15 protein-coding genes and 5 pseudogenes are annotated in these 24359 nt (G+C 58.5%); 8 read left to right on the top strand and 12 right to left on the bottom strand.

Translation table 11 applies throughout. The features are described from left to right. The first annotated feature begins 33 nt into the window (after positions 1–33). Positions 34–1368 (top strand): oxygen-independent coproporphyrinogen III oxidase, encoded by a 1335-nt coding sequence (gene hemN / locus ACVWW1_RS41935; protein ID WP_429032881.1) that lies wholly within the window; start codon positions 34–36, stop codon positions 1366–1368. A 375-nt stretch (positions 1369–1743) separates the two neighbouring features. On the opposite strand, the gene ACVWW1_RS41930 is transcribed toward hemN, so the two are convergent. After that, the gene (locus ACVWW1_RS41930; RefSeq protein WP_456659927.1) at positions 1744–2256 is read right to left on the bottom strand and encodes a hypothetical protein; all 513 of its coding nucleotides are present in this window, start codon (positions 2254–2256) and stop codon (positions 1744–1746) included. Between the two features lie 1262 nt (positions 2257–3518). Here ACVWW1_RS41930 and ACVWW1_RS41925 point away from each other — a divergent pair. Together ACVWW1_RS41925 and ACVWW1_RS41920 are read left to right on the top strand one after the other, a co-directional pair. Next, positions 3519–4445, top strand: coding sequence for a hypothetical protein (locus tag ACVWW1_RS41925; protein ID WP_456659926.1), 927 nt, complete (start codon positions 3519–3521; stop codon positions 4443–4445). 17 nt (positions 4446–4462) lie between these two features. Then, the gene (locus ACVWW1_RS41920) at positions 4463–5053 is read left to right on the top strand and encodes a carbohydrate porin (protein WP_456659925.1); all 591 of its coding nucleotides are present in this window, start codon (positions 4463–4465) and stop codon (positions 5051–5053) included. Positions 5054–5199: 146 nt separating this feature from the next. Here ACVWW1_RS41920 and nolL read toward each other — a convergent pair. Together nolL and ACVWW1_RS41910 are read right to left on the bottom strand one after the other, a co-directional pair. Further along, a pseudogene (gene nolL, locus ACVWW1_RS41915) lies at positions 5200–6316 on the bottom strand (nodulation factor fucose acetyltransferase NolL). 1212 nt (positions 6317–7528) lie between these two features. Further along, entirely contained in the window at positions 7529–7858 is a 330-nt protein-coding gene (locus tag ACVWW1_RS41910; protein ID WP_456659924.1) for a hypothetical protein, read from the bottom strand. A 324-nt stretch (positions 7859–8182) separates the two neighbouring features. Here ACVWW1_RS41910 and ACVWW1_RS41905 point away from each other — a divergent pair. Continuing rightward, a pseudogene (locus ACVWW1_RS41905) lies at positions 8183–8245 on the top strand (hypothetical protein); the annotation flags it as partial. 281 nt (positions 8246–8526) lie between these two features. Here ACVWW1_RS41905 and ACVWW1_RS41900 read toward each other — a convergent pair. Beyond that, positions 8527–9276, bottom strand: coding sequence for an aspartate/glutamate racemase family protein (locus ACVWW1_RS41900; protein ID WP_429034163.1), 750 nt, complete (start codon positions 9274–9276; stop codon positions 8527–8529). 164 nt (positions 9277–9440) lie between these two features. Here ACVWW1_RS41900 and ACVWW1_RS41895 point away from each other — a divergent pair, with 164 nt between their 5' ends. Further along, complete coding sequence (locus ACVWW1_RS41895; RefSeq protein WP_456660801.1) at positions 9441–9905, top strand: Lrp/AsnC family transcriptional regulator; 465 nt, start codon at positions 9441–9443, stop codon at positions 9903–9905. 856 nt (positions 9906–10761) lie between these two features. Beyond that, a pseudogene (locus ACVWW1_RS41890) lies at positions 10762–11327 on the top strand (IS5/IS1182 family transposase); the annotation flags it as partial. Between the two features lie 21 nt (positions 11328–11348). Here the strand turns inward: ACVWW1_RS41890 and ACVWW1_RS41885 are convergent. From ACVWW1_RS41885 to ACVWW1_RS41860, 6 genes and pseudogenes are all read right to left on the bottom strand, one after another. After that, the gene (locus tag ACVWW1_RS41885; protein WP_429034161.1) at positions 11349–11570 is read right to left on the bottom strand and encodes a helix-turn-helix domain-containing protein; all 222 of its coding nucleotides are present in this window, start codon (positions 11568–11570) and stop codon (positions 11349–11351) included. 61 nt (positions 11571–11631) lie between these two features. Further along, positions 11632–11954 (bottom strand): annotated as a pseudogene (locus tag ACVWW1_RS41880) (type II toxin-antitoxin system RelE/ParE family toxin). Positions 11955–13523: 1569 nt separating this feature from the next. Then, on the bottom strand, positions 13524–13940 hold the full coding sequence (locus ACVWW1_RS41875; protein ID WP_429034159.1) for a hypothetical protein: 417 nt from the start codon (positions 13938–13940) through the stop codon (positions 13524–13526). Between the two features lie 651 nt (positions 13941–14591). Next, positions 14592–14798 (bottom strand): cold-shock protein, encoded by a 207-nt coding sequence (locus ACVWW1_RS41870; RefSeq protein WP_429034158.1) that lies wholly within the window; start codon positions 14796–14798, stop codon positions 14592–14594. A gap of 222 nt (positions 14799–15020) precedes the next feature. Then, the gene (locus ACVWW1_RS41865) at positions 15021–15890 is read right to left on the bottom strand and encodes a hypothetical protein (protein WP_456659923.1); all 870 of its coding nucleotides are present in this window, start codon (positions 15888–15890) and stop codon (positions 15021–15023) included. Beyond that, complete coding sequence (locus ACVWW1_RS41860) at positions 15874–16641, bottom strand: acyltransferase family protein (RefSeq protein ID WP_456659922.1); 768 nt, start codon at positions 16639–16641, stop codon at positions 15874–15876. The genes ACVWW1_RS41865 and ACVWW1_RS41860 overlap by 17 nt, the downstream gene beginning before the upstream one ends. Before the next feature lie 48 nt (positions 16642–16689). On the opposite strand from ACVWW1_RS41860, the gene ACVWW1_RS41855 reads away from it, so the two are divergent. After that, the gene (locus ACVWW1_RS41855; protein ID WP_456659921.1) at positions 16690–17172 is read left to right on the top strand and encodes a hypothetical protein; all 483 of its coding nucleotides are present in this window, start codon (positions 16690–16692) and stop codon (positions 17170–17172) included. Positions 17173–17313: 141 nt separating this feature from the next. Here the strand turns inward: ACVWW1_RS41855 and ACVWW1_RS41850 are convergent, their stop codons facing one another. Together ACVWW1_RS41850 and ACVWW1_RS41845 are read right to left on the bottom strand one after the other, a co-directional pair. Beyond that, a complete protein-coding gene (locus ACVWW1_RS41850) occupies positions 17314–19179 on the bottom strand; it encodes an alpha,alpha-trehalose-phosphate synthase (UDP-forming) (RefSeq protein WP_456659920.1) in 1866 nt (621 codons plus the stop codon). A gap of 563 nt (positions 19180–19742) precedes the next feature. Continuing rightward, complete coding sequence (locus tag ACVWW1_RS41845) at positions 19743–20990, bottom strand: glycoside hydrolase family 18 protein (RefSeq protein WP_456659919.1); 1248 nt, start codon at positions 20988–20990, stop codon at positions 19743–19745. A gap of 2916 nt (positions 20991–23906) precedes the next feature. Between ACVWW1_RS41845 and ACVWW1_RS41840 the strand changes: the two are divergent. Further along, positions 23907–24358: pseudogene (locus tag ACVWW1_RS41840) on the top strand (Lrp/AsnC family transcriptional regulator); the annotation flags it as partial. Position 24359 lies beyond the last annotated feature (1 nt).

Here is a 24359-nt window from a genome sequence, read left to right as displayed (position 1 = left end):
CTTTATACTGTATGAGCATGGGAAAGTTAAGCCTTGCAGACTTCACTCCTGAACAAGTATTGCGATGCTCGCGTGCCTTGGTACACCATCTACCCAACCGTACCGGATTTCTCCGCGACGGTCGCCGCCAAGACTTGTGAGACATGGTTGAGTCGGCTGCCACCCGACGAACCCGTATCGCTCTATCTGCACGTTCCGTTCTGCCGCTCGATCTGCTGGTATTGCGGCTTCCCCACGAGCCTCGCTCGCAGCGAACGGCCGATCCGCAATTATTTGGCGGTGCTGCGGGAGGAAATTCGTTTGGTCGCAGAACAAGCGCCGCGCTCTCTGCCCGTCAACGACGTGCATTTCGGCGGCGGAACGCCGACCACTATCGCGCCCGCGGATTTCCTGGCCTTGATGGAGCTGCTGCGCAGCTGCTTCGCGTTTAGCAAATCGGCTATCCTCGCTATCGAGATCGACCCGCGCGCGTTCACGGCCGACATGGCCGAAACCTTAGGAGCGGCCGGGATCGGCCGCGCGAGCATCGGCGTGCAAAGCTTCGACCCCATGGTTCAAAGGGCAGTCAACCGCCTGCAAAGCGAGGCGCAGGTGGCTTCTGCCGTCGAAAGCCTTCGCCAGCATGGAATTAGCCGCATCAACTTCGACCTCCTCTTCGGACTGCCGCATCAGACGGTACAGTCCTGCGTAAATTCCGCGAGGACGGCCGTGGCCATGCGGCCCGACCGGCTGGCCGTTTTCGGCTATGCCCACGTTCCCTCCTATATGAAACGTCAGCGCCAGATCGACGAGGCGGCGCTGCCGGACAGCGTTGCCCGTGCCGAGCAAGCCGCGGCCATGGCAGATACGCTGGTCTCCGCCGGCTACCGCCAAATCGGGCTCGACCATTTCGCCTTGCCGGACGACGAGCTCGCGCTGGCGCAGAAAGCCGGTCAGCTGCGCCGCAACTCCCTGGGTTATTCGGCTGATACGTGCAAGACCGTGATCGGATTCGGTCCGTCGGCCATCGGCCGGCTGCAGAATGGTTACGTCCAGAACGAGATCGCAACCGCTTCCTATAACCAACACATCAGAGCTGGCCGTCTGGCAACCTCAAAAGGCCACCGCCTCACCGCTGAAGATCGCCTCCGGGCCGCAATCATCGAGCGTCTGATGTGCGATTTCCAGGCCGACGTACCGGCGATCTGCGCTGCCCACGGATTTGATCCGATTCCCTTTCTCGATTCAGCTGACCGCCTGGGAATGCTTGCTGACGACGGGATAGTGGACATCAAAGGGGGTTTCATCCGCGTCAAGCAGGAGCACCGTTTTGTCATTCGCGCAGTTGCCGCCGCGTTCGACGCTTACCTCGACCGCATACCCTATTGACAAAGCCACGCATATGAGCAGGTCCGCAACGTAAGAACTCTTCGCGAACAAGCGATCGAAGAAGCGACTCCGGCAGCCAGCCGAGATTTCGAGGATGCAGTGCACTGGGATGACACGATCTTTCAGGTAAGGCCGAGGGCTGATTAGCGGCGCGGCGGATTCCGCCGTGCAGGGCCGTGCCTCGATCATGCGGTCTGCCTACCTGCCCCAGAGTGCTCTCGAACGATGGTGACGTCCTGGGCGAACGCGCCCTTGGGGACGCCGGCGCCCTCGCAAGCTTCGGGTATCTTACGGCCACAAGGCGCTTTGCGAGACTACGGCCCACCCCTTCGAGCGCAGCCAGGGACTCGACCATGCCTGTAGCGTTCCGAGAGATCAAAGCTCGCCTACCTTCGGTCGTGCGATCACTGGCGCGCCTCCGACGGAAACAGCTCCCTGTAGTTTGGACCGCCCGAGGCGTTTCCTGGCCGGGCTCGAAACCGCCTGGGCCGGCGACGAAGGAGCAACGAAAGGAGCAGAAGTGACAGGTGCCAGATTCTGCAACGAGACGATCCGCAACGTCAGCACGGTGATCTGATCCAGGATCCCTTTGAGGTCCTCCCGCTGGGCATCGATCCGGCGGTTGAGTTCTGCGATCTCATCGCCAGCCTTCTGCTGTGCCCATTTTATTTCGGACAGGGATGCCCTGTCCTCCATTGACAGGCCCATCGTTGAAGCGACTTGGCGGGCTACCGGCGTCTCGACAAACACCTCGAGGTTGGCCCAAAACCATGCGCCAGCAGCACACGAGCCGAGAAGGACAAGTACGAGCACCGAAACCCGGAAAATGGGTCTTGAGGGGCCGTGCAAGAGCGGCGGCAAATCCGAAGCGGCCGCTTGATCAATCATCCCCATCGTCCCTCGCCCAACATCCCCATTCCGATACGCTTGTTTGGTCGACGCGAGAGCTTGCGATGCTCATCGCTCCAGGGCGAAGCGAGCGTCGACAGAATCATTCTTCGCAATCTCCCCCGATGGTTTGAGCCCCTTTTGGGTCCTATGAAGCGCCACTTCTTGAGCAACGCAAACAGAGATTTTGCGCGGGACACCTGGATCATAATGCCACCCATGAGTAATAGCTCTCGTCTTCGTCGGCGATGTCGCAGCATTTTCCCGTCATTCAGAAGACCCCTTGCAGATTTTCTTACCTTGCCGGCGCCCGAATGCGAGCCGGCCACTGAAGTGTCTTCGCGATGGAGCTCTCCGCCTTCCGCCTTACCGTGTCCAGCAACTTCATCCGGGACGCGCCACGCAAAGCGCGAGCGCTGAGCGCTCGAGCCACAATGCCAGATTGGACCGGCAAGGATTGCAAATGGGCAACTACCAATCTCGGCAGGTTGCTCGAGATGACGGGCACTGGCAAGCGGGAGCAACGAACGCCGCGCACGTCAAGGACTCGGAATGCAAGACGGATTTGACCGCGCCAACGGAGCCGATGGATTTACCAACTGCTCGCTCGCAGCCATCAAAGCTGCTCGAAGGGTAATTCGTCCGTTCTCCCGTGCCACCATGATGGGACGTTGTGGTGCGATCGCCGACAGAACAGCTTGCAACGCTCTCTGGGCTTCGCGCCTATCAATCGTCTCCTCTCGCGGTGATCACGATTCCAACGGAGCTTCATCAAGCCACGCCTCGCGCACAGCGAGCCCTGCTTTTTGCCGACCGCCGTTTCGTCGAGAAAGACGCCTTCCACCAAGATGCCCGGCCGCGCCACACTCCTCTACCCAATGGCCGAGCAAAGCGTTCGCTCGCGATGTCTTGGTGGCAAGACAGCGAGGCTCCGCACGCTCGTCGTCAGCGTCTCGCCGATCCAGCGCGCCGCTCGCTCCGCGCGACGGCGCATGATGCACAAACAGGTTGCAGACCATGGTCGCGCCCGCGAGTGACGAAATCCACGAAGACTAAGCGGATCTCGCCGAGATCGACGGCCTCTTATTTTAGGGCGACACCCCCCGCCCTCTCACGCGAACAGTTGGGTGTCCACTCGGGGCCAATCAAGCCGGAGTTCAACCCATTCATGGCTAGCAGACACGGACCAGAAGTACACTATGCCTGATTGCCGTCCCAGGACGACATCGCCTCAGACATACTGGGCAACGGCAGCACTTGCTTTGAACTTTCGACCGACCGGGAAGCAACGTGGGCTTTCTATCGCACTTTCACTGGCGGCTTGCCTGGTCGGCAATTCCGCGCCGGCACAAACCGCTAACGAGCTTGAGCCCAAGAGCGACGCTGCGGATCAGGCCAGCAAAAGCAGAACTCAAAGGGCTTCCGATCGGGCCACAAGGTTCCCGACCGGCCTGATCGGTCAGGCAACCGGCCCCCGTGCCTTGGCGCCAGCCGCAAGTCCCGATATGCCTCTCGCAAAGCGCAGCAATGCCGACAGGATTGCTCGGACGAGAGCGCAAAAGACGATCGACCCCTTCGCAAGCTACGATAATCTGCGTGAAAAAGGGATGTGGCTCAACATACCTGGCCCTGCCGATACGATTGACCAGGACACGGGCGGCGTTAGATCCGCGCTGGCGGATGTCGGCATCGGCTATATCGGCTGGACACATAACACCTTTGCAAACAACCAGCTGCCGAATGCAGCCAGAAGCACTATCGCAAACCAGCTCTATATGGGCCAGAATCCGACATTTGCTTCGGCGAACTTTCTGATCCTCACCTACGATCTCAGCCGGTTTGGTATTCCCGATGGCCAGATTGTCGTAGGAGCCGAGCAGCAGTACTCGACATGGGATCGTCCGGGGCCGGATAGAGTGGGACTCAATACGCTCGCCTACTACCAAACTTTCTTCGACAGAAAACTCGAACTCAAACTTGGTTATCTGAGAAATCAAAATGAGTTCACCGGCACATTGTTCGGAGGGATTACAGGATCGAACATGTCTGCCTTGCTCCAGGCAGGGATGAGCACCAATGCCGCACCCACGCCGGCGGTCAACCTGAAGTACAATTTTGACGATCGCTTGTACAACAAAGTCTCCGTCCAGCGCTCGATCAGTCCAGATGTGGGCCCTATGCCCAGATAACCGAGAATCCCACCGGCTTGAACTGGAGCACGGCCAATACAGGCATTCTTTTCGTTGATGAACTTGGCTACAAGAGTAAGGCTGCTCCCGGCGTAGCGGACACGTGGCTGCGGGCGGGCGCTGGTTTCAACAGCAGCCGCTACAAGAATTTGGCGGATCCGGATCAACAAAGGCATACCGCGAACGATTTCTACTACATCGCGGCTGATAGGCAGCTCTGGCAGAGTGACGTCCAGGGAACGCCATCTCGCGGCATCTATGGCGGATTCTCCATCATGGGAGCTCCGCCAGACCTAAACAGGATCAGCCAGTATTACGAGCTTCGTCTTTATGCGAAGGGACCTTTTGATAGCCGGCCCAGTGATCTGATTGCTCTCGTTGCCACCAACACCGCCTGGAGCAAGTTTGCAGTGGATGCTGCCTTGGCAAAAGGGCAGCTTGCGCATCGCGATACCACTGCAATTACGGGAACATATACCGCGCATTTCGCTCCGGGGATATATGCAAGCGTCGGACTGTCATACGTGCATAACCCGGCAAGCGTTACACACACGCCCAAAACAGAACACGCCCTCAATCTGTTGGTGTCTACCTTGATATTCTTCTAATTCATCGAGGATGCCCACAATTCGGCTGCCAGCCTCTCGGTTCGGAAAAATTGCGCGCAAGTTCTTTCAACGCACCGACGAGACGAACCAGCAGCCGGCTCTCCAGTGATCTAAGAGCGTCCTGACCAGATTTCGGCTACAGCTCCTTATCCGCAGGCTGCCCCGCTAGACAAGGGGAGCCGGGGTGAGGTTCCAAGAATCAGCTGAGACAGATAGGGAATGTCGCGCACGGTCCGGCGAACCATTAGCGCGACGAGAACAATCGCTGTTCCGAGAATTCCCGCCACGGCCAACCTGGTTGTGAGATCCGAAAGTTCCCCGTACTGCATCGAATCCATAAGACGAAATACCGTGCCCTGGATCAAGTACAGCACCAGCGTGCTCTGTCCCATTTCCACGGCGATAAAGCGGACCACTCGATTTGATCGGCCAACTCTCCAGCATTGAAGGAAGAGATCAATCATGATCGCTGAGGCCGCTGCAGAGCCAAAGAACATCAGAAGCACGTTTTTTGCCGACTGCATATCTTGGACCAGGACGAGATTGTTGTAGACGTAAGTGTCTTTGCGCCAGGCTAGGAAGCACGCCAAAGCCGCTATCGAGAGAGGCACGATCAAGAGCGGCTTGAGTGATCGCGTTATGCTCTTCCACCAGTCTCTCGACTGCGCAAATGAGTATCCCAAGCAGAAAAACGGGTAAGTATACTTTATGACAGGAAATATTGAGAATGTCAGAGGTGCAAGTGCGACCAGAATGACCGATACGAATAAGACCCAGAGCGACCTATGACTGAAGACCGAAAGAATTTTGACGAGAAGAAAAGAAACGAACGCGGCCCAGATGAACCAGTATGTGCCGGCGAAATCGTTTAGATAATTGCAAAATGTTCCCTGATGCGTCAGGCGCACGGGGAAGCACGGCCAACTTTGCTGTCTCCAGCAGAACGCACCAAAACAGCATGGGCACCAAGAGCTGCATCGCCCGATCACCGATGGCTTGCGTCAACGACTTTCGCAACAGCGCTCGGCAAGAAAGATATCCGCTTATCGCCATAAAGAGAGGCATGTGGAACATGTAGATCCATTTGAACCATGGCGAATCCCAAAAGCCTTCCGCTGGGTAGAGGATATATTGGATCAGGTGACCGACGATCACCAAAATGATGAGCACTCCTTTGGCGAAATCCAAACCTAAATCGCGATCGTTTGCCTCTGGCGTATCAGGCACGGTCGATCCAGTTACATTTCGCGATGTATCAAGCATCTCGACATCCCTCTTTCCAACGAGCCGGATACCCGTCTGACGTTGGCATAGCTGCTGCCACCAAGTACTGGCCGGAAGCTGCATCATCAAGCCGGTGATCCATCATGCTCATCAATTCGTAGTCGCAAGCCAGCATCAAAGACATCCCTGTCGTCGCAGGTCCACTCTCCGGAACGCGGCTTTGAAGCTAGCCGTTCAGGTCGGCTGGAATATCGGGGCGCTGGCGAACCAGGCGTACGAAGGTCGGCCGCGGCCTGACGGCGTCCAAGACGACGCCAGATCTACCATTTTTCTTAGGGCCAAGTTTCATGAGATGCCGCGCTATACGGGAGCAAGGGATGCCCGGTCCAAGAGAGATAGGCTGAGCGGCCGAACATCGGTATCCGGTGGTCAACCTCCTATTATGAAAAGCACTTCGCCGCTGCCGCTTTTGCTGTCCATCCGACCGATGATCGTGGAGGCAATTGCCATCTAGTACCCCCTTTTCTTGGAACGTGAGTCGCGATTCAAGGTCAGGAGGATTCTGAGAGCAAGAGAAGCCCTTCTTTCCCAGACGGACGCGTATCACTCAGCTCTGATTCCGGGTGCTAGCGTCTACGCTCCGATAGCTGGCTGGGCGCCAATGTTCAATTATATGGAGGTGGGCGATCGGTATAAAGAAAGATGGAACGAGCTATACGAGGGTTTACCGATCTAAGTCCACCTCACTTCGATCGGCTCGCCAGATCGAGCGGACATCTTGCAGGGTGTAGCGAGCGGAAGAGTTGTTTGCAACGCACTGCGAGGACTTTCCATAGCGGCAATACCAAACTCGAGCATGAAGGCCTAAATGCTTGCAGCTCGCGCAGCACCGCCTCGAACCCAAAAGGATTCGGCCTTGCCATCACGAATAGCCAGCGTCAGCAAACCGACGTTATTGGCGAGCTTTCCCACATCCTCCTGGCGCTTGCCGTGGCCGGCGTTGCGGAAAGCTCCTGTGACGAGTGCGCCTGTCGAGCAGCTTCCCGGAAGGCTGCCCCGCGTCCTCAGGAGGACGTAATCTGAGCGCCCTGTTCGCCTCAAGGATTTGCTGGTAGCGCCCACGCCTTAGTAAATCAGCGTTGATTTTGCTGTCCTCGGTTTGGTGCCTGTACTCCTCGACATCCTGGGCGAACTCAGGGGTGAAAAGTCGGCCGGCCATCGGCTGCTTGTCGTGCGTCTGTAGCCACTCACTCAGCCTGGACAGGCGGCGAACTTGCCTGTCCATCGTCTTTGGCTCGATCCTGTGCGTCGCCTTTTCCGTCGCGGCCCACCTGCCGATGAGGGCTGCGTCCGCGCCATGGTGACCAGGCGGCGGACATCGGTTGCCAAGGCGTTTCCGGCACCGACTTCCCGCAGCTTCTTCAAAGCCGCCTTGATGCGTCTGCCGCGGTCCTTTGCATAGACGTCCACGTCCTCATCGAGCTCAGCTTCCGGCTGGTGGTTTTCCGCCTCCGGATTTTCCAATTGCGCGTTTTGCAGCTCGCGGTCGATTCGATCGGCAATTGATGGCCTGCCGGCCACGCTCAACCGTTCAGCGACAATCAGATCTTCGATCTTTGCAGCCGCAAGCTTTCGAAAAGCTCACGGGAATATGAATTCGCCGCGAGCAAGGCCGATCGCATTGATCTCTTGTGCAAGGCATAGCAAACCACAGCGTGCCTGAATTTGAGTTGCTGCCAGAGCCCGCTCGAACGCAACAAGGGTCTTGCGCCGTCATCGATCCTGGAGCCGGGCAAGCGCCTTCAATCCGATCGGGGGATTTCGAGAGCGGCGGTTATCTGCGGGCCGCTCGCGGCGCAAGCATGTGGTGCCGCGAACGCAGCACTGGTACGGCGTTCGCTCCGCATGGGCCTGTGGGTTGCAGTCGCGATGTGGGCGCCAATCACGGCTTTGCCGGTGCATGGGGAGGAAATTATGCTGACGCTCGGCCACGACCCGGCCATGGCACGGCTTGCCCAGCAATATCTCTGTTCGGACTCGCCTGGGGCATCTTGCCGGCACCCCGCCCATCAGATGGCGTTCCAGGTTGCAACAGCCCTGTTCATGATCCCGTTTTGCATCGGCATCAACTGCCGTTCCTGGAGCACCGGACGGCGCGGCACGGCCAGGTGCAGCGGCGTTGAGAACCCGCTGACGCCGGCGGCGGCGTCACCACCCAGCGCGAGATCTGGTCTCGATCGGCGAGGAGATCATCGGCCGCGCGTTTCTGTGAGGCTTCGACCGGGCACAGCACCAGCTGACAGTTTGCCCTCAGCGAAATCAGCTGCCGCCCTGGCGTGCAGCCTGGTGGAATCGAACACCGGCAGTTCTGTATGTTCGGGGCCGATGAGAAGACCAATCTCCGTGCAGCCGAGGATGACCGCGTCGGCGCCCCGTGCACGACCGCGCGCGATGATGTCGATAAAGGCCTGGCGCGACTGATCAGAAATGGCGCCGCAGCACAGCTCATCGAAGATGACATTGTGGATCCGGCTTCGGTCGTCCTGCGCCGGTATGACAGGTGAAAGGCCGAACCGCTCCCGCAGGCGATCACAATAGAACGGCTGCTCCATCGTGTAGCGGGTCGCCAGCAACAGCGGTCGCCTGACGGGAGCGGCGACGAGAGCCGCAGCGGTCACATCGACAATGTTGATGAGCGGGACACTCAGCTCCGCAGCAATTGCGTCGGCAATCACATGCATCGTATTGGTGCAGATCAGGATGCAGTCGGCACCCGCGTCCACCAGCTGCCTGGCGATCCTTGCCAGGTAGACAGCGGCTTGATTCCATTCTCCTGCCTTCTGAAGGACGACAATATCCTCAAAGTCAACCGAGCGCAGCAAGATGTCGGCCGAGGCGAGGCCGCCGCGGCGCTGACGGACGATTTCATTGATTTCCCTGTAATAGATGGCCGTGCTTTCCCAGCTCATCCCTCCGATCAGCCCGATCGTCTGCTGCACTTTGAGAACTCCACTTCATGCGAAGGCGACACAGGCTTACCGCGCTTTCGGCGGCAAATCCCGGCGTTGTTTCGCGCAATGTCTCTGGAAAGTGCAAATCAAAGGCCTTATCTCTCCAATTACAAAAACTCTTCTCGCCCGAGCCCGAAGCCGGCGGAAAGGACATGCCGTTGGACGATCGCGACCGGAAGATTCTGGACAAGTTACAGCTGGACGCAGCAATTCCTGTCACAACGCTTGCCGAATCGACCAATCTTTCGGTGTCCGCCTGTTGGCGGCGCATCAAGCACATGGAGGACAGCGGGCTGATCTGCCGGCGCGTCGCACTGGTTGATCGACGCAAAGCCAACGTGCCGATGACTGTGTTCATGGGTGTACGCACGTCGAATCATTCGATCGGGTGGCTCGAGGACTTCCGCCGCGCCATTGCAGATATTCCGGAAATCGTCGAAGCCTATCGCCTGACAGGCGAAACCGATTATCTGCTCCGCCTCGTGGTGCCGGGCGTAGAGGTCTATGATGCGGTCTACAAGAAGCTGATCACGCGGCTCGACTTCGCTGACGTCAGCTCGTTCATCAGCATGGAGGAGCTGAAGTTTACGACCACTGTACCCTTGACCTATGTTTAGAGTGTGGTTGCCGGCGGCTCAAGGGCAAAGCCGCCTGGATACATATGTGTATTCGAGAGCCAGCCGGCGCGCATGTTCGACGAGTTTGGCGGCGGTGCCATGTCCCTTATCGATGTTTTCATAGTAAAAATAAGATTGACCAGGCGTGGCGAGCTTCGCGGCGGCCGTGCGCAGGATGCACGCGGTCGTCCTTGGTCGAGGTGAAGATGAACGGCATCGGGTACCCAGAGCGGACATTGGCTGCTCGCGAGGCCAGAGCGCAGGATGTCGGTAGTTGGGACCTTCCCGCCGTTGGGTCGTATTCGCGACGAACGACCGGCGTTAGTAGGAGCGGACGTAGCGCCTTTTGCCTGCCAGACGGCTACAAATGCGAGCTCTGGCCAAAAAAGGAGGCCCCGCAACATCATGAACGGACGCCATGCGCTGGTGATTGGCGCGATCGCTTATCCCGGCACGGAATTTGACAATGCCGTCGGCGACGCCCGCCGCGTGGCGGACGCGCTGGCGCGCGCGGGGCTTCTCGGCGTCGATCGTCCTCGATCCTAACCTGACGGCCATCGACGCCGCCCTCAAGGCCTTCAGGCCAGCGGCGCAGAGCGCGGAACTGGCGCTGATCTATCTCGCCGGCCATGCCGTCGAACGCCATGGCAGCGGCTACTTCCTTGCGGTTGACTTCAGTTTCCCGTCGACCGCCGCTGGCTTGCGCTACACCGCCGCCGTAGGCCTGAACGCCTTCGTCGAGGCCGCAAGTGGCGCCGCGTCCCGCATCGCCGTGCTCGACGCTTGCCGAAACTGGCCGCACGATCCGGACGAGGCCAGGTGCACGTCGAACGATCTGGAAGAGTTCGTCGCGAAGAAAGGCAAGGCGCACCGGCCTTACGAGTTCGGGGTCAAAGTCTGCGTCGCCACGACGCTATCGCACGCCAAAGGCGGGCAGTTCGTCGCTCACGTAAAGGTGCTGCCCGGCAACGATATGATGGCCACACGCTGGCCACCATCATCCCCGAGATGGAGGCGCTGATCGGCAACACCATCGAGCGCGTTCTCTTCGACAAGGGCTATCGTTGCCACAACGCCCCGCCCGATTACAAGTTCAGGGTATTCACCTCGGGCCAGAAGCGGCGGGTCACGCCAAAGATCAAGCGCGAGCTTCGCAGGCGCTCCGCCGTCGAGCCGGTCATCGGCCATCTCAAACCCGAGCATCGATTGGGCCCCAACTGTTTCTGGCACCGGGCTGGCGATGCCGTTAACGCCGTCCTCGCCGCCGCCGGCTACAACTTCCGTCGCCTCATCAAATGGCTGAGCCTTCTGCTGTCGGAAATCCTCGCTCGGCTCAGCCTCGAACCGCGGCTCACCCCGGCCAAAATCTCAGTTCTTCACGGTCGACTAATCACACAAACTACGATGCGCTTCAATAGATGACCCGTGTTGGACGTGAAGCCTTCAGGCTGCCTTCACGTCCTCAAGCTCGATGTGCAGCCTGAATCCGGCGGCCGCAGCGATATTGACGAGTGCGTCGAGCGAGAACTTGTCGAGCTTGCCACGCATCAGGTCGTTGAGGCGGGGCCGCGTCAGCCCGAGGCGCGCGGCCGCATCCTCCTGCGTGAGATTCCATTCCTTTATCCGCTCGCGGATAGCTAACAGCAAATCGGCGCGAGCGGTCATGTTGCCGCCTCCGCCTGAGTATCCGCCAGAACGTCGAAGACGCTATCGAAGGTCTCCACATTCATTGTTGTGCCTTCCAATCCTTGAGCCGTTTTGCGGCCAGTTCGATATCCCGCTGCGCCGTCTGCTGCATTTTCTTCTGGAACGCATGGAACACGAGGATCCGATCCGCCAGCGCCGCCAGATAGATGATGCGGAACGCTCCCGATGCGTCCCTGATCCTGATTTCACGTACGCCTGAGCCGACCGCCTTTCGGCTTCCAATCGTTCGGGTCCAAGCCGTTCTGCACTGCACGAAGCTCGACGCCAGCCCGGTATCGAACGCCGTCGGGGAAGTCGCGAATGGGCATCCCGGCTGTCCCCGAGGAACGAAATGGGCTTCATACACCAAATGTATCAGAATCGATACATCGAGGCCGGGCTCTCTCAAGCCCCGGACAAGTGGGACGCGCCTAGTCGTCGGGGCGTCCCCTCGCCGCAACGCACTGCACGCGGCCAAAAGAGCCGCATCGAAATTATTGTGGCGGACACGAATGTAATATGAATATCGGCGCTTTATTGCGCTCGGGCGAGGATCTGAGCATCCTATATCTTTAATGCATCGCATATTGCATGTCTGAGACCGGCTCGCCGTTTTCGGCTGCAGAGCAAGGGCTTGGCTACATTTTCCAACCCAGATTTGCTCTGTTGAAGAATTTTGGCGCTTCCTGAAGACTGCGTCGTCTACATCGAGCGAAACGACGACGTTGATTCGTGGCAGCGGACGGCCGAATTGCGTTGGCTTCCCTCAAACGCAAAGCGCACGGCGACCGTCTCTCGGATCTTTCGACCGATTTCTGGAGGTCCGTGCGTATCTGGTTGGCTCATTATAAGGCCACGGGCAGAGCTGGATCCAACGCATACCTTCTGCTTTTTACTACCGCAGTTATTTCGACAGGCTCTTTCCTGGAGCAGTTCGCCGACACGGATGCCGATGGCGACGCGAGGGCTAAGGATACGTCGAACGCATCCCGCTGAGATCGCCGCAGGATAGTGCCAGTCAAACTGCTGGGCTGCATATGATGTAGGTTACATTGCGATAGTTTTCCCGCAATTCCCCAACGCTTTTGGAAGCAAGCGCTCGTGTCGCTCAGTCACAAACGCGACGCCCACCCATGCGCCTCTTCGCCAGACGACATTGCACGCATAGGTCCCGTTCGCCTTGTTTGGTCCACCATAAGAACGGCTCGATTCCGAGCTCTAGGAATTGACTCGATTTTATAAGTCGCAGCCAGATCATCGAAAATCGGCGGCAAAGCTCGAACCCAACATTAGCCTGCGCTGATTTCACCGTGAGTGTTGGTAGGCGGTTTTGCGGTGATCACAACCAAGCTGATCGATGTGGAGTAGCCAGCAGCCGCTGGGCCATCGGCAATTCCGGCGGCGCAGATCGCGACGCGAACATGGTATTGCCGCTGGTGCTGCTGCTGGTACGGCTGGAGATGACGATGCTGGTGACTTTGCCGGGACGATCATGGTCATCATGCCGACGAGCGGCAGCATCATGCCGATCGTCGTGTGGCGCCGATGATCGCCAGGCGACCCTCTTCCTGGGTTCATTTCCTGCTGCGCCGCCGGCACTGCCGACGATGACGATCGGTCGCTGGCATTTCCGGGGCCTCGTGCCGAGCGGCATCCAACTCCGCCAGCCGCTCCAATGCCTGGCCTGGGGACGGTCGTCGGTCTCGGTCTGCGCACACAAGAAGTCGCGGTCCCGTTGAGCAAACCTGATCATGACGTTATCCAGCGACGGATTGCGCGCAGGCTTTCGCCTGTCGGAAAGGACAATCATGTCCGAGCCACCAATAGCTTGCGCAAATTTGATCGATGCTGCGAGAAATATTGCATTCTACTAATGATTAAGTGCCGCGCACCTCCGCCTGAAGCCGGGTGACAAGTTAAAGCGGCGCCACGTCATGCTGTATGTCGATCAGATCCGCCTTTCCTGCGGCGACGCCGCGGCCTCTGTCGGCGACTACGGGGAGGAATAAGTGATTTTGCCGCATCCGTGACGGGTTGCGCAGTGACTTCGCTGGATGAGGCATCGCTGGTTGATCGAGGCAACTCTCTCTGATCGGCGGCGGCCTTTTCGAGCGCAGAGAGGAATTGCCGCCCCTCTTCCGTGATTTCCCAGCCGAGATCATCGCGAAAGACAAACCTGGCCGAGAAGATATTCAGGTCAGGCGCATATTCTGCCAACCGCTTCATGCGATCGGTCCAGTCATGGCCGCTGTTCATCAGGATTTCAACGGCCCGTCGAACTTCGGCAACGGAGGCCCGCCCGGCGGGCTGGCCGGCCAGTACTTTTAGGACAGTCAGCTGGAAGGACACTTCCCGTGTCTCCGATGGGCTGGGCGTATGCAGTTCCGGTGCAATGGATCAAGGCTAGGGGCGCACCGTCAACAACATGGCGCGGTTAACCTCAACAATATTGGCTAACCGCGAGCGCTGGCGCTCCAGATTTGACGTCGCCGCGCCGTATCAAGCCAAATGCACGAGTTCGTCTGCATCGATCCTCGAAAGGCACAGACATCAGCGTAGCGGAAATTGCCCTCGAGCTGCAACGCCGCCGGCAAGTATCGTCCATAACTTACGAACTCAACTGGACGCGTTCCTTCATGAGCTACAGCATCGCGTTTCGATCGGGAGCACCAGCCGATGGCATTGTTGCTTGCGGCGCTATGCGCGGCATGCCCAGCTTGGGCTATTGGACGCAGAGGAGCGTACGGTTCGGACCGTTCTGAGCCTATTGACAGGAATGTCTTGCCACAGCACACCACAGCTCGCCGATAAAGCCTCAAACTCCCGCGGCATTGGTCGATCTGCGGCTTTAAGAGATTAAGCTATCATGCAGTTTGTCACACAGCCTGATGCGCAAAAGAGATAGTAGTACGCAGACGCCCGGCGCGTCCGTGACGAGGCATCGCGGGATGCAGCTGCGAGAAGGCCTAGCAGGCGGCAGTTTCCCAGAGCCGAATTGGATCAGCCAACCCGCAGATCCTCGGCTGACATCTTGCCCGAACGCCCAGCCTTGAGTTCGTAACTTACCCGGGCGCCCTCTTCGAGGCTGGCGTAGCCGGCTTTTTCGACGGCGCTGATGTGCACGAAGACGTCGGGACCTCCGTCCTCCGGCCTAATGAAGCCATACCCTTTCGTCGCATTGAACCACTTCACAATACCCATTGCCACGGCTTGTCTCCATAATTGAACGATTGTGATCTAACGAAGAGTCTCGCAGCCATCAAGATGGGTGGCAGGAGACGCACGGCCTGCCGCGTAGGTCACGTCCTCGGCTTTTTTTGCCGCACGGCTTAGGTCCCGCCGCTTTGCGTGGGGAGCTGCCAGCAAGGCTTCGCCTGGAGGACAGTTCGCTTTGAGGCTTCAGTATTTGAGGCGGTTTTGACTTGCCTGTCATTCGTCGCCGGCTTGCCGGTTACAGGCAAGTTGCAGAGCCGAGACAATGCCACGCACCGAACTGGAGCGGATCGTCCGGTCACCCTTGCAGAACCAGGCGGCCGTAAACTCCTTCGCGCAGCCCGGAGCAGGATCACCAATCTGGTCGATGCTTACCTTGAAAGTACACTCGTCTTTGCCACTGCAGGCCGCGGCAAGCTCACGCGTGGCGTTGCCGCGCGCCGAGATCCAACGACAGTTGCCGCCATACGTGCCCGCAACTACTGAAATACCTGGTTGTGTGACGGCATCTCGGGTCGCGTCCCGCAGCGCATACGTTACGGCTGCGACGACAAGCAGGGCAAAGGCCACACTGGCCCATCGAACGAGGCGCCTGCGCTGTTCTGGCGAGGCCGATTGAAAGCATCCACGAATTAGCTTTCGCGCCGGCACCTCGAATCCGAAATGCAGCAGGATCGCGACGCAAGTAGCCAGGGTGAAAGCAAGAGCCAGCGCACCGAGATGGCCGAGCAGTTCGCTACCAGTTTCCCAGCGCACCTCCGGAAAACGCTGGTAGATGATGATGTGCACAAGATAAAGGGCAAAGCTGGCTTCTCCCAGGAAGACAAGCCACCTTGCCGACAACAACCGCCCTGCACTGCAGACGGGCTGAGCCGCGGTAATGAGGATGAGCGCAACGGGTGCCGCCAGAGCGATATTATTGCGTGCAATATCGAACAGGCTCATCAACGCCCCGAATGGCGGTTTATGGGCGGTGAACCAGAAAACCCAGCCTATCGCCACGACGCCAATCAATGCGGCGCCATCAAGTAGCGCTCGGGGTGGCCTAAAATCCTGCGCCAGCCACAGTTCATGGAGCTTCGCCAAACAACAGCCAAGAACGAATTCCCAAACCCTGCAAAAACGGCGCGAAGTACACGATCCAGAGGATGAGACTGTTTTTCCAGTTCGGCAGAGCCGCCTCCGTCCCATAGGCATGAAGCGCAAACAGATTGATCCGGCTCTGAAGCATTAACACTGCAACGTCGATACCCAACTCGATTGTCACTGCGCCGACCGCGCACATCATCGCGGCAGGCACAGTTCTGATGCGCGCAAGTACCGGGCAAACGATCGGAAAAACGAGATAGAAGAACCATTCGGTACTCACTGACCAACTGACCATGCCAATCGGCTCGTACTGCCAGACGGGCGCCACACCAGCTACATTGGCGAAGAACCAAGTCTGGATCATCCCGAGTTGAAAAGGAACAATGTGCCACGAAAATCCCTCTGTCGCCCTTGGCGTTCCTAGAAGCGATGGCCAGACCATCGGACCGGTCAGCAGTTCAAAAAGGAAGAGAACGACAAAGAGGGGATAGATTCGTGCCAGGCGCGCCACGAGAAAGTCCGGGATCGCTTTGCGAGGACTGTCGGCAACCGACCTGCCATAGTTGTATTGAATGACAAAACCACTGAGCGTGAAGAAGACGGACATCCCGAGCAAGCCCAGTGTCCCGACCATGATATCGAGTGCCAGGCTGGTGCCATCGACGAACAAGCTGCCGCCGTGAGATAATGCTACTGCTGCTGCCGCGATAAACCGGATGCCGGTCAACGCAGGTATCTGCTTCACCATCGATGTCTCGTCAGTCGCGGCAGTGCGTCGAAATTCTCTACCTGTTCGATGGGTGCAAAGAACAGTCTGGCCGGGCCCACGCCTTCAATTGCACCTACGAGAGAGCAAGAGAGGCAAAGAAAGCCCCTCGCATCGGGCGATGCGTGCCATGCCGGGCGGGATCCGCAAAAACTCCTTGGCGTTGTCAATACGCTCAATCCGCCTGCGCAGCTTTTATCGGGAAGCCAGCTGGAGCTGAACCTCTGTCTTCTGGTAGGGTGGCCGGGATCAAGGCCACGGTCCTTGCCTGAGCGCGTGTGGTGCATGGCGGTGAGCGTCAAATTCACTGAACTGCGCATTCGCTCTCCGGAAAGCTTTCTGCTCAGGGCGGTTTGCAGGCAATTTGAGGCCGAGGCGAAGTCGACATATCGGCAAGGATGTCTGGAGCTCGTCGTGCAAGCTGATTGGAAAACCAGAAAGCCGTCTCGTAAACGCGAAAGGACCCAGCCGAACGTCTCGGCCGCACTGATGACCATTTCCATGGAAGCTTGATGGAGCTCCTTCACGATCCCTCCACAGCATCGAACCGGATCGCGCGGGCTGCAAGAGTGGGTCCACGCGCCGGTTTCGGATTGCGCTCTGCAGCTCCCACTACGGGAGCGTGTAGTCCGCCGTGATAGGCGTCTCGCCCAGTCAATCCCTCGCGTCGGGCTGTTGTCCGTAGCGGCGGTTGAGCGGAGCTCTCGCCGTCGGCAGGTCCCAAAGTCTATCCTGTGTATGCTTCAGTGGGGCCGCTAACGCGTCAGAAGCCGATTTCACGTTGGTATAGGCTGTCTCTTTCAACCCGGCATTCGCGGGATCGATCTCATCGTAGGCGGCCACCGCCTCGGCCAAGTTCGGGTACAGGGGCATCTGATGCTCGTTTGTCCAGCCGAAACCGAGATGCCGGAAGTAATCAGCCGGAACCGTGACCCGACTTTTGTCCAGCTCCCGAACGTAGTCCGCCGACCAGTCGTGGATCGCATAGGCCTCAAGTTTGTCCATCATCGACCGCCAGCGCGTGACACGCTCCTCAACCGGCATGTTGGCCGCCTTCAAAATCGCGTCCGCGATCTCGTTAGGTCGCTCCGGATCTATCAGCAGCGCCTCGTTCTCGTTGAAGTCTTCAGCGGCCCCCGCAAACTTCGACAATACCAGAACGCCGGGATCGTTCGGATCCTGTGCCGCAACATATTCTTTCGCCACGAGATTCATGCCATCACGCAACGGCGTCACGACGCCGACATGTGCAGCGCGATAAAGATGCGCGAGTGCAGCCTGGCTGAACGAATCGTTTTTATAGTGGATCGGACGCCACTCGTCCGTGCCGTGCTCGGCATTGACCTGGTTGATCAGGCTCTCCACATCGTCCTTATACTTTCGGTACTCTTCGACGTCGGCGCGTGAGGAGGGCGCGATCTGCAAGAGCGAGATGCTGCGCGGCTCAGCTTTCGTTAAAACCTGATTGAAAGCTTCGACCCGCTTGTCGATACCCTTGGTGTAGTCGAGCCGCTCGACGCCGATCGCAAACCTCGCACCCTCAAAGTTCGCCAGCAAGGACGAGATTTTTTCCTGCTCCGCACCAGCCAAGCCTACAGCAAGATATTGTGCGAACTGCCTTGGATCGATACCGATCGGGAACTTTTGACACCTGGTCCGGCCGCGCTCCGTGACCACAACCCCGTCGCTGCTCTCCAACCCGAGGTGGGAATGGAGGCTGGCGAGAAAATTGTTCAGATCCCGGTTCGTCTGAAAGCCGAGCAAATCGTACTCCAGCATCGATGTCATCAGTTCGCGGTGATTGGGTACGTGCGCAATGATGTCAGGCGCCGGCCATGGCGTATGCAGGAAAAAGCCGGTCGGCCGCTCGATGCCGAGCTTGTGCAGATCGGCCCCGAGCGGAAGCAAATGATAATCGTGCACCCAGAATGCGCCCCTATCCCGCAAGCCGAACGCCGCGCGCGCGACAAAATCGTTGACCTTTCGATAGCTGCCGTAATCCTCTTCCGAGCCCGACATCCGGTCGGGCAGGGAGTGCAATGCCGGCCACAACGTCGAATTGGAAAAACCTCGATAGTAGCCAGAATAGTGCGCGGCTGGCAGGTCGAGCCTTGCCACATGGCCTTCGCCAGTCTGCACGAGTGGCAGGGGCTGCTCAGTCCCGTCGCCCCGGTTCTCCGAGGAGCCGATCCAGACCGCGCCGGACCGTTTGACGACCGGCTCGAGGGCCGCGGCAAGTCCACCCGTCTGGGGTTTGGTCGGGTCGAAGGGCGCAACGCGGTTCGAAATAACGACAAGCTTCATGTCGGGTTGCCGGGTTTCCACATGGAGGCGATCCTCCTGGTCGCCCGAGACAACTGGATGGGAAGGACCTGCACCGGCTTGTTGCTCCGGCCCAAGCGGCATCTCGTCCAGGTGCAGGTCGGCCGCCTGATCTACGATTTCATGTTGCTGAACAAGGCGTGATGTACCGCCGCAAGCCGATATTGCCGCATCGAGAGTGTCATGGATTCGATCCATTTCGTAACTCCGTTTGACGATGTTTGCGTTTGATGCAGTTTGCAGATCAGCCCCGAGATGTCTCCACTTCGCCAGTCTGGCAGATCCAGCTTTCGGGAAGCTGACGAGTCGCCGAACCAAATCGCCGCATCGGTCCCATCCAAGACTTCGGCCCGATTGTGGCGGATGAGGCGCCGGCGCGTCGGAGCAGGACGGTTGCCGTCATAGGCGGTCTCGGCGAGGACATGATGAGCCCTCGACGCCATCAAGGAGTCCGAGCGCTGTAGTGATACCCACTTGAGCGCAGGTGATCATCACTTGAGGGCCGCCCGCGCGAATCGGCAAGCATTGGCGTAGTTGATCTGCCTTGGAACGGCGCAGAGTCTGGCCGCCGGCATCGGCGGCGTCCTGAGATATATGGAACAAGTAACCGTGATCGACCAGCGCCGTCACAGCTGCGATGTGGACAAAGGAGGGCGCCGGACAATGGAAACGTTTACGTCACAGTCGTGGTTCTGGAACGACGCGACCGCTCGTCGGATTTCCGACGTTCCGTTCTCAACCGGATGCGGCTCTGGTCTGTCTCAGAGTATCGAGCGCACTGCGCAGCGGTCTTCGCTCGAGGCGCACCGAAGACCTACTTCCGGGCGACGTGATGACCTCACTGCTATTCGGATCTTCGCGCAGGAGCGATGCGGAGTGCTGCGATCAGCGAACCATCGTCGGCGAACAGGTCCCAGAACATGATCCCGGCGAGCCCATGGGGCGTGCGCGTACATCGTCTTGCGTGCGATGGAGAGCGGATCGTCATAGCTGATCCATATGCGCCGTTCGGCGTCATAGAGCCACGGCACCTGGGCCTCGTCGCTCCAATACCGACGAAAACCCTGCTCTTCCGGTCGCCGGGCAATCAGATCCCGGTAATCGATGCCGTCGCTGCCTCCCCACTCCTCGCTTGCCGTTGCCCCCTTTTGGAAGAGTCCCCCGTTCTCTTGGGACACGTTCGCAACGGCTCGGCCATAGAAGGCTACGCCGAGCGTGATCTTGGCCGGCGGTACGCCGGCCCGGATCAAGGCATTCACACTTGCATTGACATTGAGTTCGGGACTTGGATCGCCGGCACAGGCGAACAGCGGAGCATTGAATCCGGCAAAGGCCGAGCCCGCGTAATAGTCGTAGGCCATCAGATGAACCCGGTCGACCAGCCGGCCCAGAGCGGCGACCTCCAGATTGACAATCTTGTCGGGGACGGCTGACACGGCAATGGTGAGCTCCAGCTCCCTGCGCTCGGATACGGAGCACTCGGTGAGTCCTCGGCGGAGCTCCGCGATCAGGAGTGTAAAATTATTCCGGTCCTCAAGGCGCGCGAGATTGCCTGCCCGTCCTCCCGATACGGGAAACTCCCAGTCGACATCCACACCGTCAAACAGGCCCGGATACGGCCGAAAGAACGTCTCGATGACTGATTGTGCGAACCGCGCGCGCGACATCGGCGTGGCAGCGGCGACCGAGAAATATTTCGATCCGCTCCAACCGCCCAACGAAATCAGGATTCGAAGCTCCGGACTGTGCTGCTTCAATTCGGCGAGTTGAGCGAAATTGCCGCCGAACGGGCGCGGTGGCGAGGTTCCGTCACAGGCTCCTGCATCGAGGCAACGATCCGCAAGTTCAGCCAGTCCCTGCGCCGAAACGTTGCCGAACGCGTACATCAAATGGGTCAGCTCGCGCGCCGGGATCGTCTTGATGCTTGGACCGCCCGCCGGCGCCTTCCACGGAGCAATATAGCCGGCGACGATGGGGCGCCTGGCCGGCGTAGTCCGCCCCTGGCGCATCAGCGCGTATCCGAATGCGAGCGTAGAAAACCCTCCTGCAGCGAAGCTTCTTCTATCAACTGTCACGGATCACCACCTTGGCTCTCTGTCACATCGTGCCCCCTGCCCCAGCCGATAGCCGACCTCCATGACATAACCGCTTCTCATTACCGAGAATGGTAAGGCGCCAAGGTCGCCGACTCTTAAATCGCTCTGCCGGAAGGCACAAACAATGCGGGCGTTTTCGATCACGCGCCAAACGAACGAAACTGCAGCTCGGCTCTTTGAACAAATCGGCATGGGTTGAAGCACGTCGGCGGAGAATGCATATGCACCGCCCGTTACGTACAGATTTGTGCGTCGATAGCAACATCTTCGCTCAGAAATCGAGCCGTCGGACGCATCCCTTCGCGCCTCCAGCAAAATAGGCTACCAGCAGGCTTCTGCCTCGGCCGCTTGCAGTTTGCGTCGTGCTGGGGAAGCCGCTCGGCGTTCTGGGTTGCAACGTAGCGGCCAGCTAGTGGCTCTGCACAGTGATTTTGACAAGGTTGGGTCCGACGGTCGGATCAGCTCCGGCAGGAGTTTCTGATCAAGATTGGATCATCAGACGACCAACCGAGACGGGGCCCTGTTCGTGGGCGGCAATCTCATGACTATCCGATGGCACGTGAACCCAATCCGTAACGCGCCGAAGATGGGACGAGTCCGAGCGACGGCTGCAGACACGAGTCGGCTTGCAACCGTTCACGCGCATACCAAAGACTTTCAATTCACGCGGAGGTGAACGGCCCTACTATGGGAACTCCAGTCAATTGTGAACAATATCAAGCACTCGGAGGGCAGCATAAATGAGGATTGCCCAAGTCCCAACGCAAAACAACACGACAGCACGCCACGTGTTGGCCCTGAATCGATTTCGCCATTTGATGAGGTCGGATGCGCAACCACTGAAGTAACGACCGCGGACGACACCGATCATCTGGCCGTAGCTGTCAAACCGGAATTGGGAACGATGTTTTCGGATGTAGCTGATCCTTTCTTGAGGCGACAGACACCAAGTCCATATGTCAAGAGCTGCAGCTGCCTGCTGCTCGAGATCCGGCGTCCCGCGCAGTTTACCGTGACGATAACCTACTCCCGAGGCCTTGCTACATGCTCTGTTTGCGGTGCGCACGTCGTCGAAGTCTGAAAATCTAAATTGCATTATCGGATTGAGCCTGCTGTTGGTCATGTTTCGCGGGCGACGCTACAATATGGCCTTACGTCAGCTTCAAGCCCAATTTGACCTACCAGAACCTTGTGGCTCCCCTCGACGTCTTGATGAGCCATGAGCGCTACGCGAGGGTATGGTGAGAGATCACCGCTATCACGATCGCCGATCGATTTTCATCGTGACCAATTGACCCGAAATGCCCGATCGTCACGGTTGTGCCAACCGCCTGCGGCATACTCGCTCAGTGCGGAGACGCTTCAATTGCCCGAGGAATTTGATCGTAGAACCTGCTTGCACCGGACAATGGCACCTGGTGGACTCGCGACGGCCGCTCCGTCCAGGGATAGCGGCTTGACATCGTAGAGAGACTGCTCGGCAAGTCGGTTGGCGGCGCGCAACGGCTCGGTCGCGGAGGCATAGGACATCAGGCCCAACCAGGCGACAACAGCTAACCCGCGGTTTGCGTCAAATCTGCTGCGCTTTGTTGACGAACCGCTGTCACGTCTTTTCTTGTACCGGCTCGTTCCCTCTTCGTGGATTGCTGGCAACTCTCCGATAGTGTTAACCAGTCAAAATCACTGTGCAGAGCTACTAGGCCCATTGGCGATCCCAGTCGTGGCCCGCGCTACTCGTGGTTCAATTTTGTTTGCTCGGGTTGCATAGTTGAGCCGAAGCGCACTGTCTGCACGGCGGCGAACATCGCCGATGTAACTGGTTCCGAAAGAACATTCGGGTTGCGAAGCTCAACCGCGGAACGGATGGAGACGCAGCAAGTACGATCATTCAGGGGACGCTTAAGCGGCACGACACGCCACATGGGAGCACAGCCAGGGCGATCTGAGAAAACACGTAGGGCTGGCCCTTCGCCAGGACAATTCAACTGCGCCAGTGATGCTGGCGAGGCTCGCGTGCCGCCAGGCGGCCGAGGCACCTTTATCTGTGGCGATCGAGCTACGTTGCGCTAACGGAGAGGTTAATCCGATTCAAAGAACAAAGGTTGATTCGCATCATGCGCGTCATCCTATAGACAATCCCAACAAAGTGCCTGGAGCAAAGCGCACGGGAGGACGCATGCTATTTTTTGGAGTTGAGAGCAGTTCGGGTGACAGGGAGTATGTGGTGCTCGCAGTTCCGGCGGGCGACCAAGTACGGATGAGCTGGGAGTGTGATTCTGCAGAGAACGGCATGCACTGCAGCACCGTCTCGATCTTTCCGTGGGGACACCAAAGGAGCAGAAGCTCACCCGCGGCAATCCCGCTGACATAGCCACCTTGCGTCAATGCTTGGTAGGGACACCGCTTGGAAGGGCTCGTTCAGTTGTATCGACCTGGAGGACGAAGTCGACCTGAAGTTCGCCTCTCAGAGCCAAGAAAGGCGCCTTGCGTCGCGCCTGTCAGCGGGCAAATACCTGTCTGAGCTCAATCAAGCTGCCGCCTCCGTACGAATTTACAAATCGGCGTCTCGGTTGTGTTTCGGCTTCACTTTGGTTCACATCTTCTTCGACAACGAAACCCCGGGCCACAGAATAGCCCGGGCGGCTGCTCCGCTCCCGTCGCGGAATCCGAACGCGGCCGTCCTCACCCCTACTCGGATATTGCGATGCGACAAGACCAACCCAACGTGCGGTTTTGTCACGGAAGATCTCCTCGTATTTTTCACCCTGGAGGATTTCCTGCACTGAGTGATCATCTCGCGGCGAAATTTGCCTCAGGCTGGAGGTGATCATGCAATACGATCGGATAGATGCCCGCATCCTCGAGATCGTGCAAAAGAATAACCGTCTAACTTCAGATGTGATCGGCGAGATGGCCGGGCTTTCCCCTACCGCGTGCCAACGACGGTTGAAGAGGCTTCGCTCGGAAGGCATCATCCAGGCGGATGTGTCCATTGTATCGCCGAAGGCTGTTGGAAGACCTATTCAAGTGCTTGCGCTGGTGACCTTGGGCGGGAAAGTGCCGAGATCATCGATAGATTCAAGAAAGCCATCAGATCATCCGCCGACGTCGTCAATGGCTTCTACGTCACGGGCGATGCCGACTTCGTCCTGTACATTACCGCGCCGACCATGGAGGAGTACGAGCAGTTCACGCGGCGCTTCTTCTATGAAAACCGCGACATCAAGGGCTTCAAGACAATGGTCATATTGGATCGTGTAAAGATAGGCTTTGAACCGCCCC

The sequence above is a fragment of the Bradyrhizobium sp. JR3.5 genome (genome assembly GCF_054057015.1).
Note: the sequence above shows the minus strand (reverse complement) of the source record. Positions and strands in the feature narration are given on the sequence as shown.

What these genes read in the sequence shown, in the direction of transcription:
- ACVWW1_RS41885 (WP_429034161.1), bottom strand. Translation starts at nt 11,570, where the DNA reads ATGACCGCTCGCGCCGATTTGCTGTTAGCTATCCGCGAGCGGATAAAG.
- ACVWW1_RS41845 (WP_456659919.1), bottom strand. Translation starts at nt 20,990, where the DNA reads ATGCGCCAGGGGCGGACTACGCCGGCCAGGCGCCCCATCGTCGCCGGC.
- ACVWW1_RS41930 (WP_456659927.1), bottom strand. Translation starts at nt 2,256, where the DNA reads ATGATTGATCAAGCGGCCGCTTCGGATTTGCCGCCGCTCTTGCACGGC.
- ACVWW1_RS41895 (WP_456660801.1), top strand. Translation starts at nt 9,441, where the DNA reads ATGCCGTTGGACGATCGCGACCGGAAGATTCTGGACAAGTTACAGCTG.
- ACVWW1_RS41855 (WP_456659921.1), top strand. Translation starts at nt 16,690, where the DNA reads ATGGGTGCAAAGAACAGTCTGGCCGGGCCCACGCCTTCAATTGCACCT.
- ACVWW1_RS41850 (WP_456659920.1), bottom strand. Translation starts at nt 19,179, where the DNA reads ATGGATCGAATCCATGACACTCTCGATGCGGCAATATCGGCTTGCGGC.
- ACVWW1_RS41860 (WP_456659922.1), bottom strand. Translation starts at nt 16,641, where the DNA reads ATGGTGAAGCAGATACCTGCGTTGACCGGCATCCGGTTTATCGCGGCA.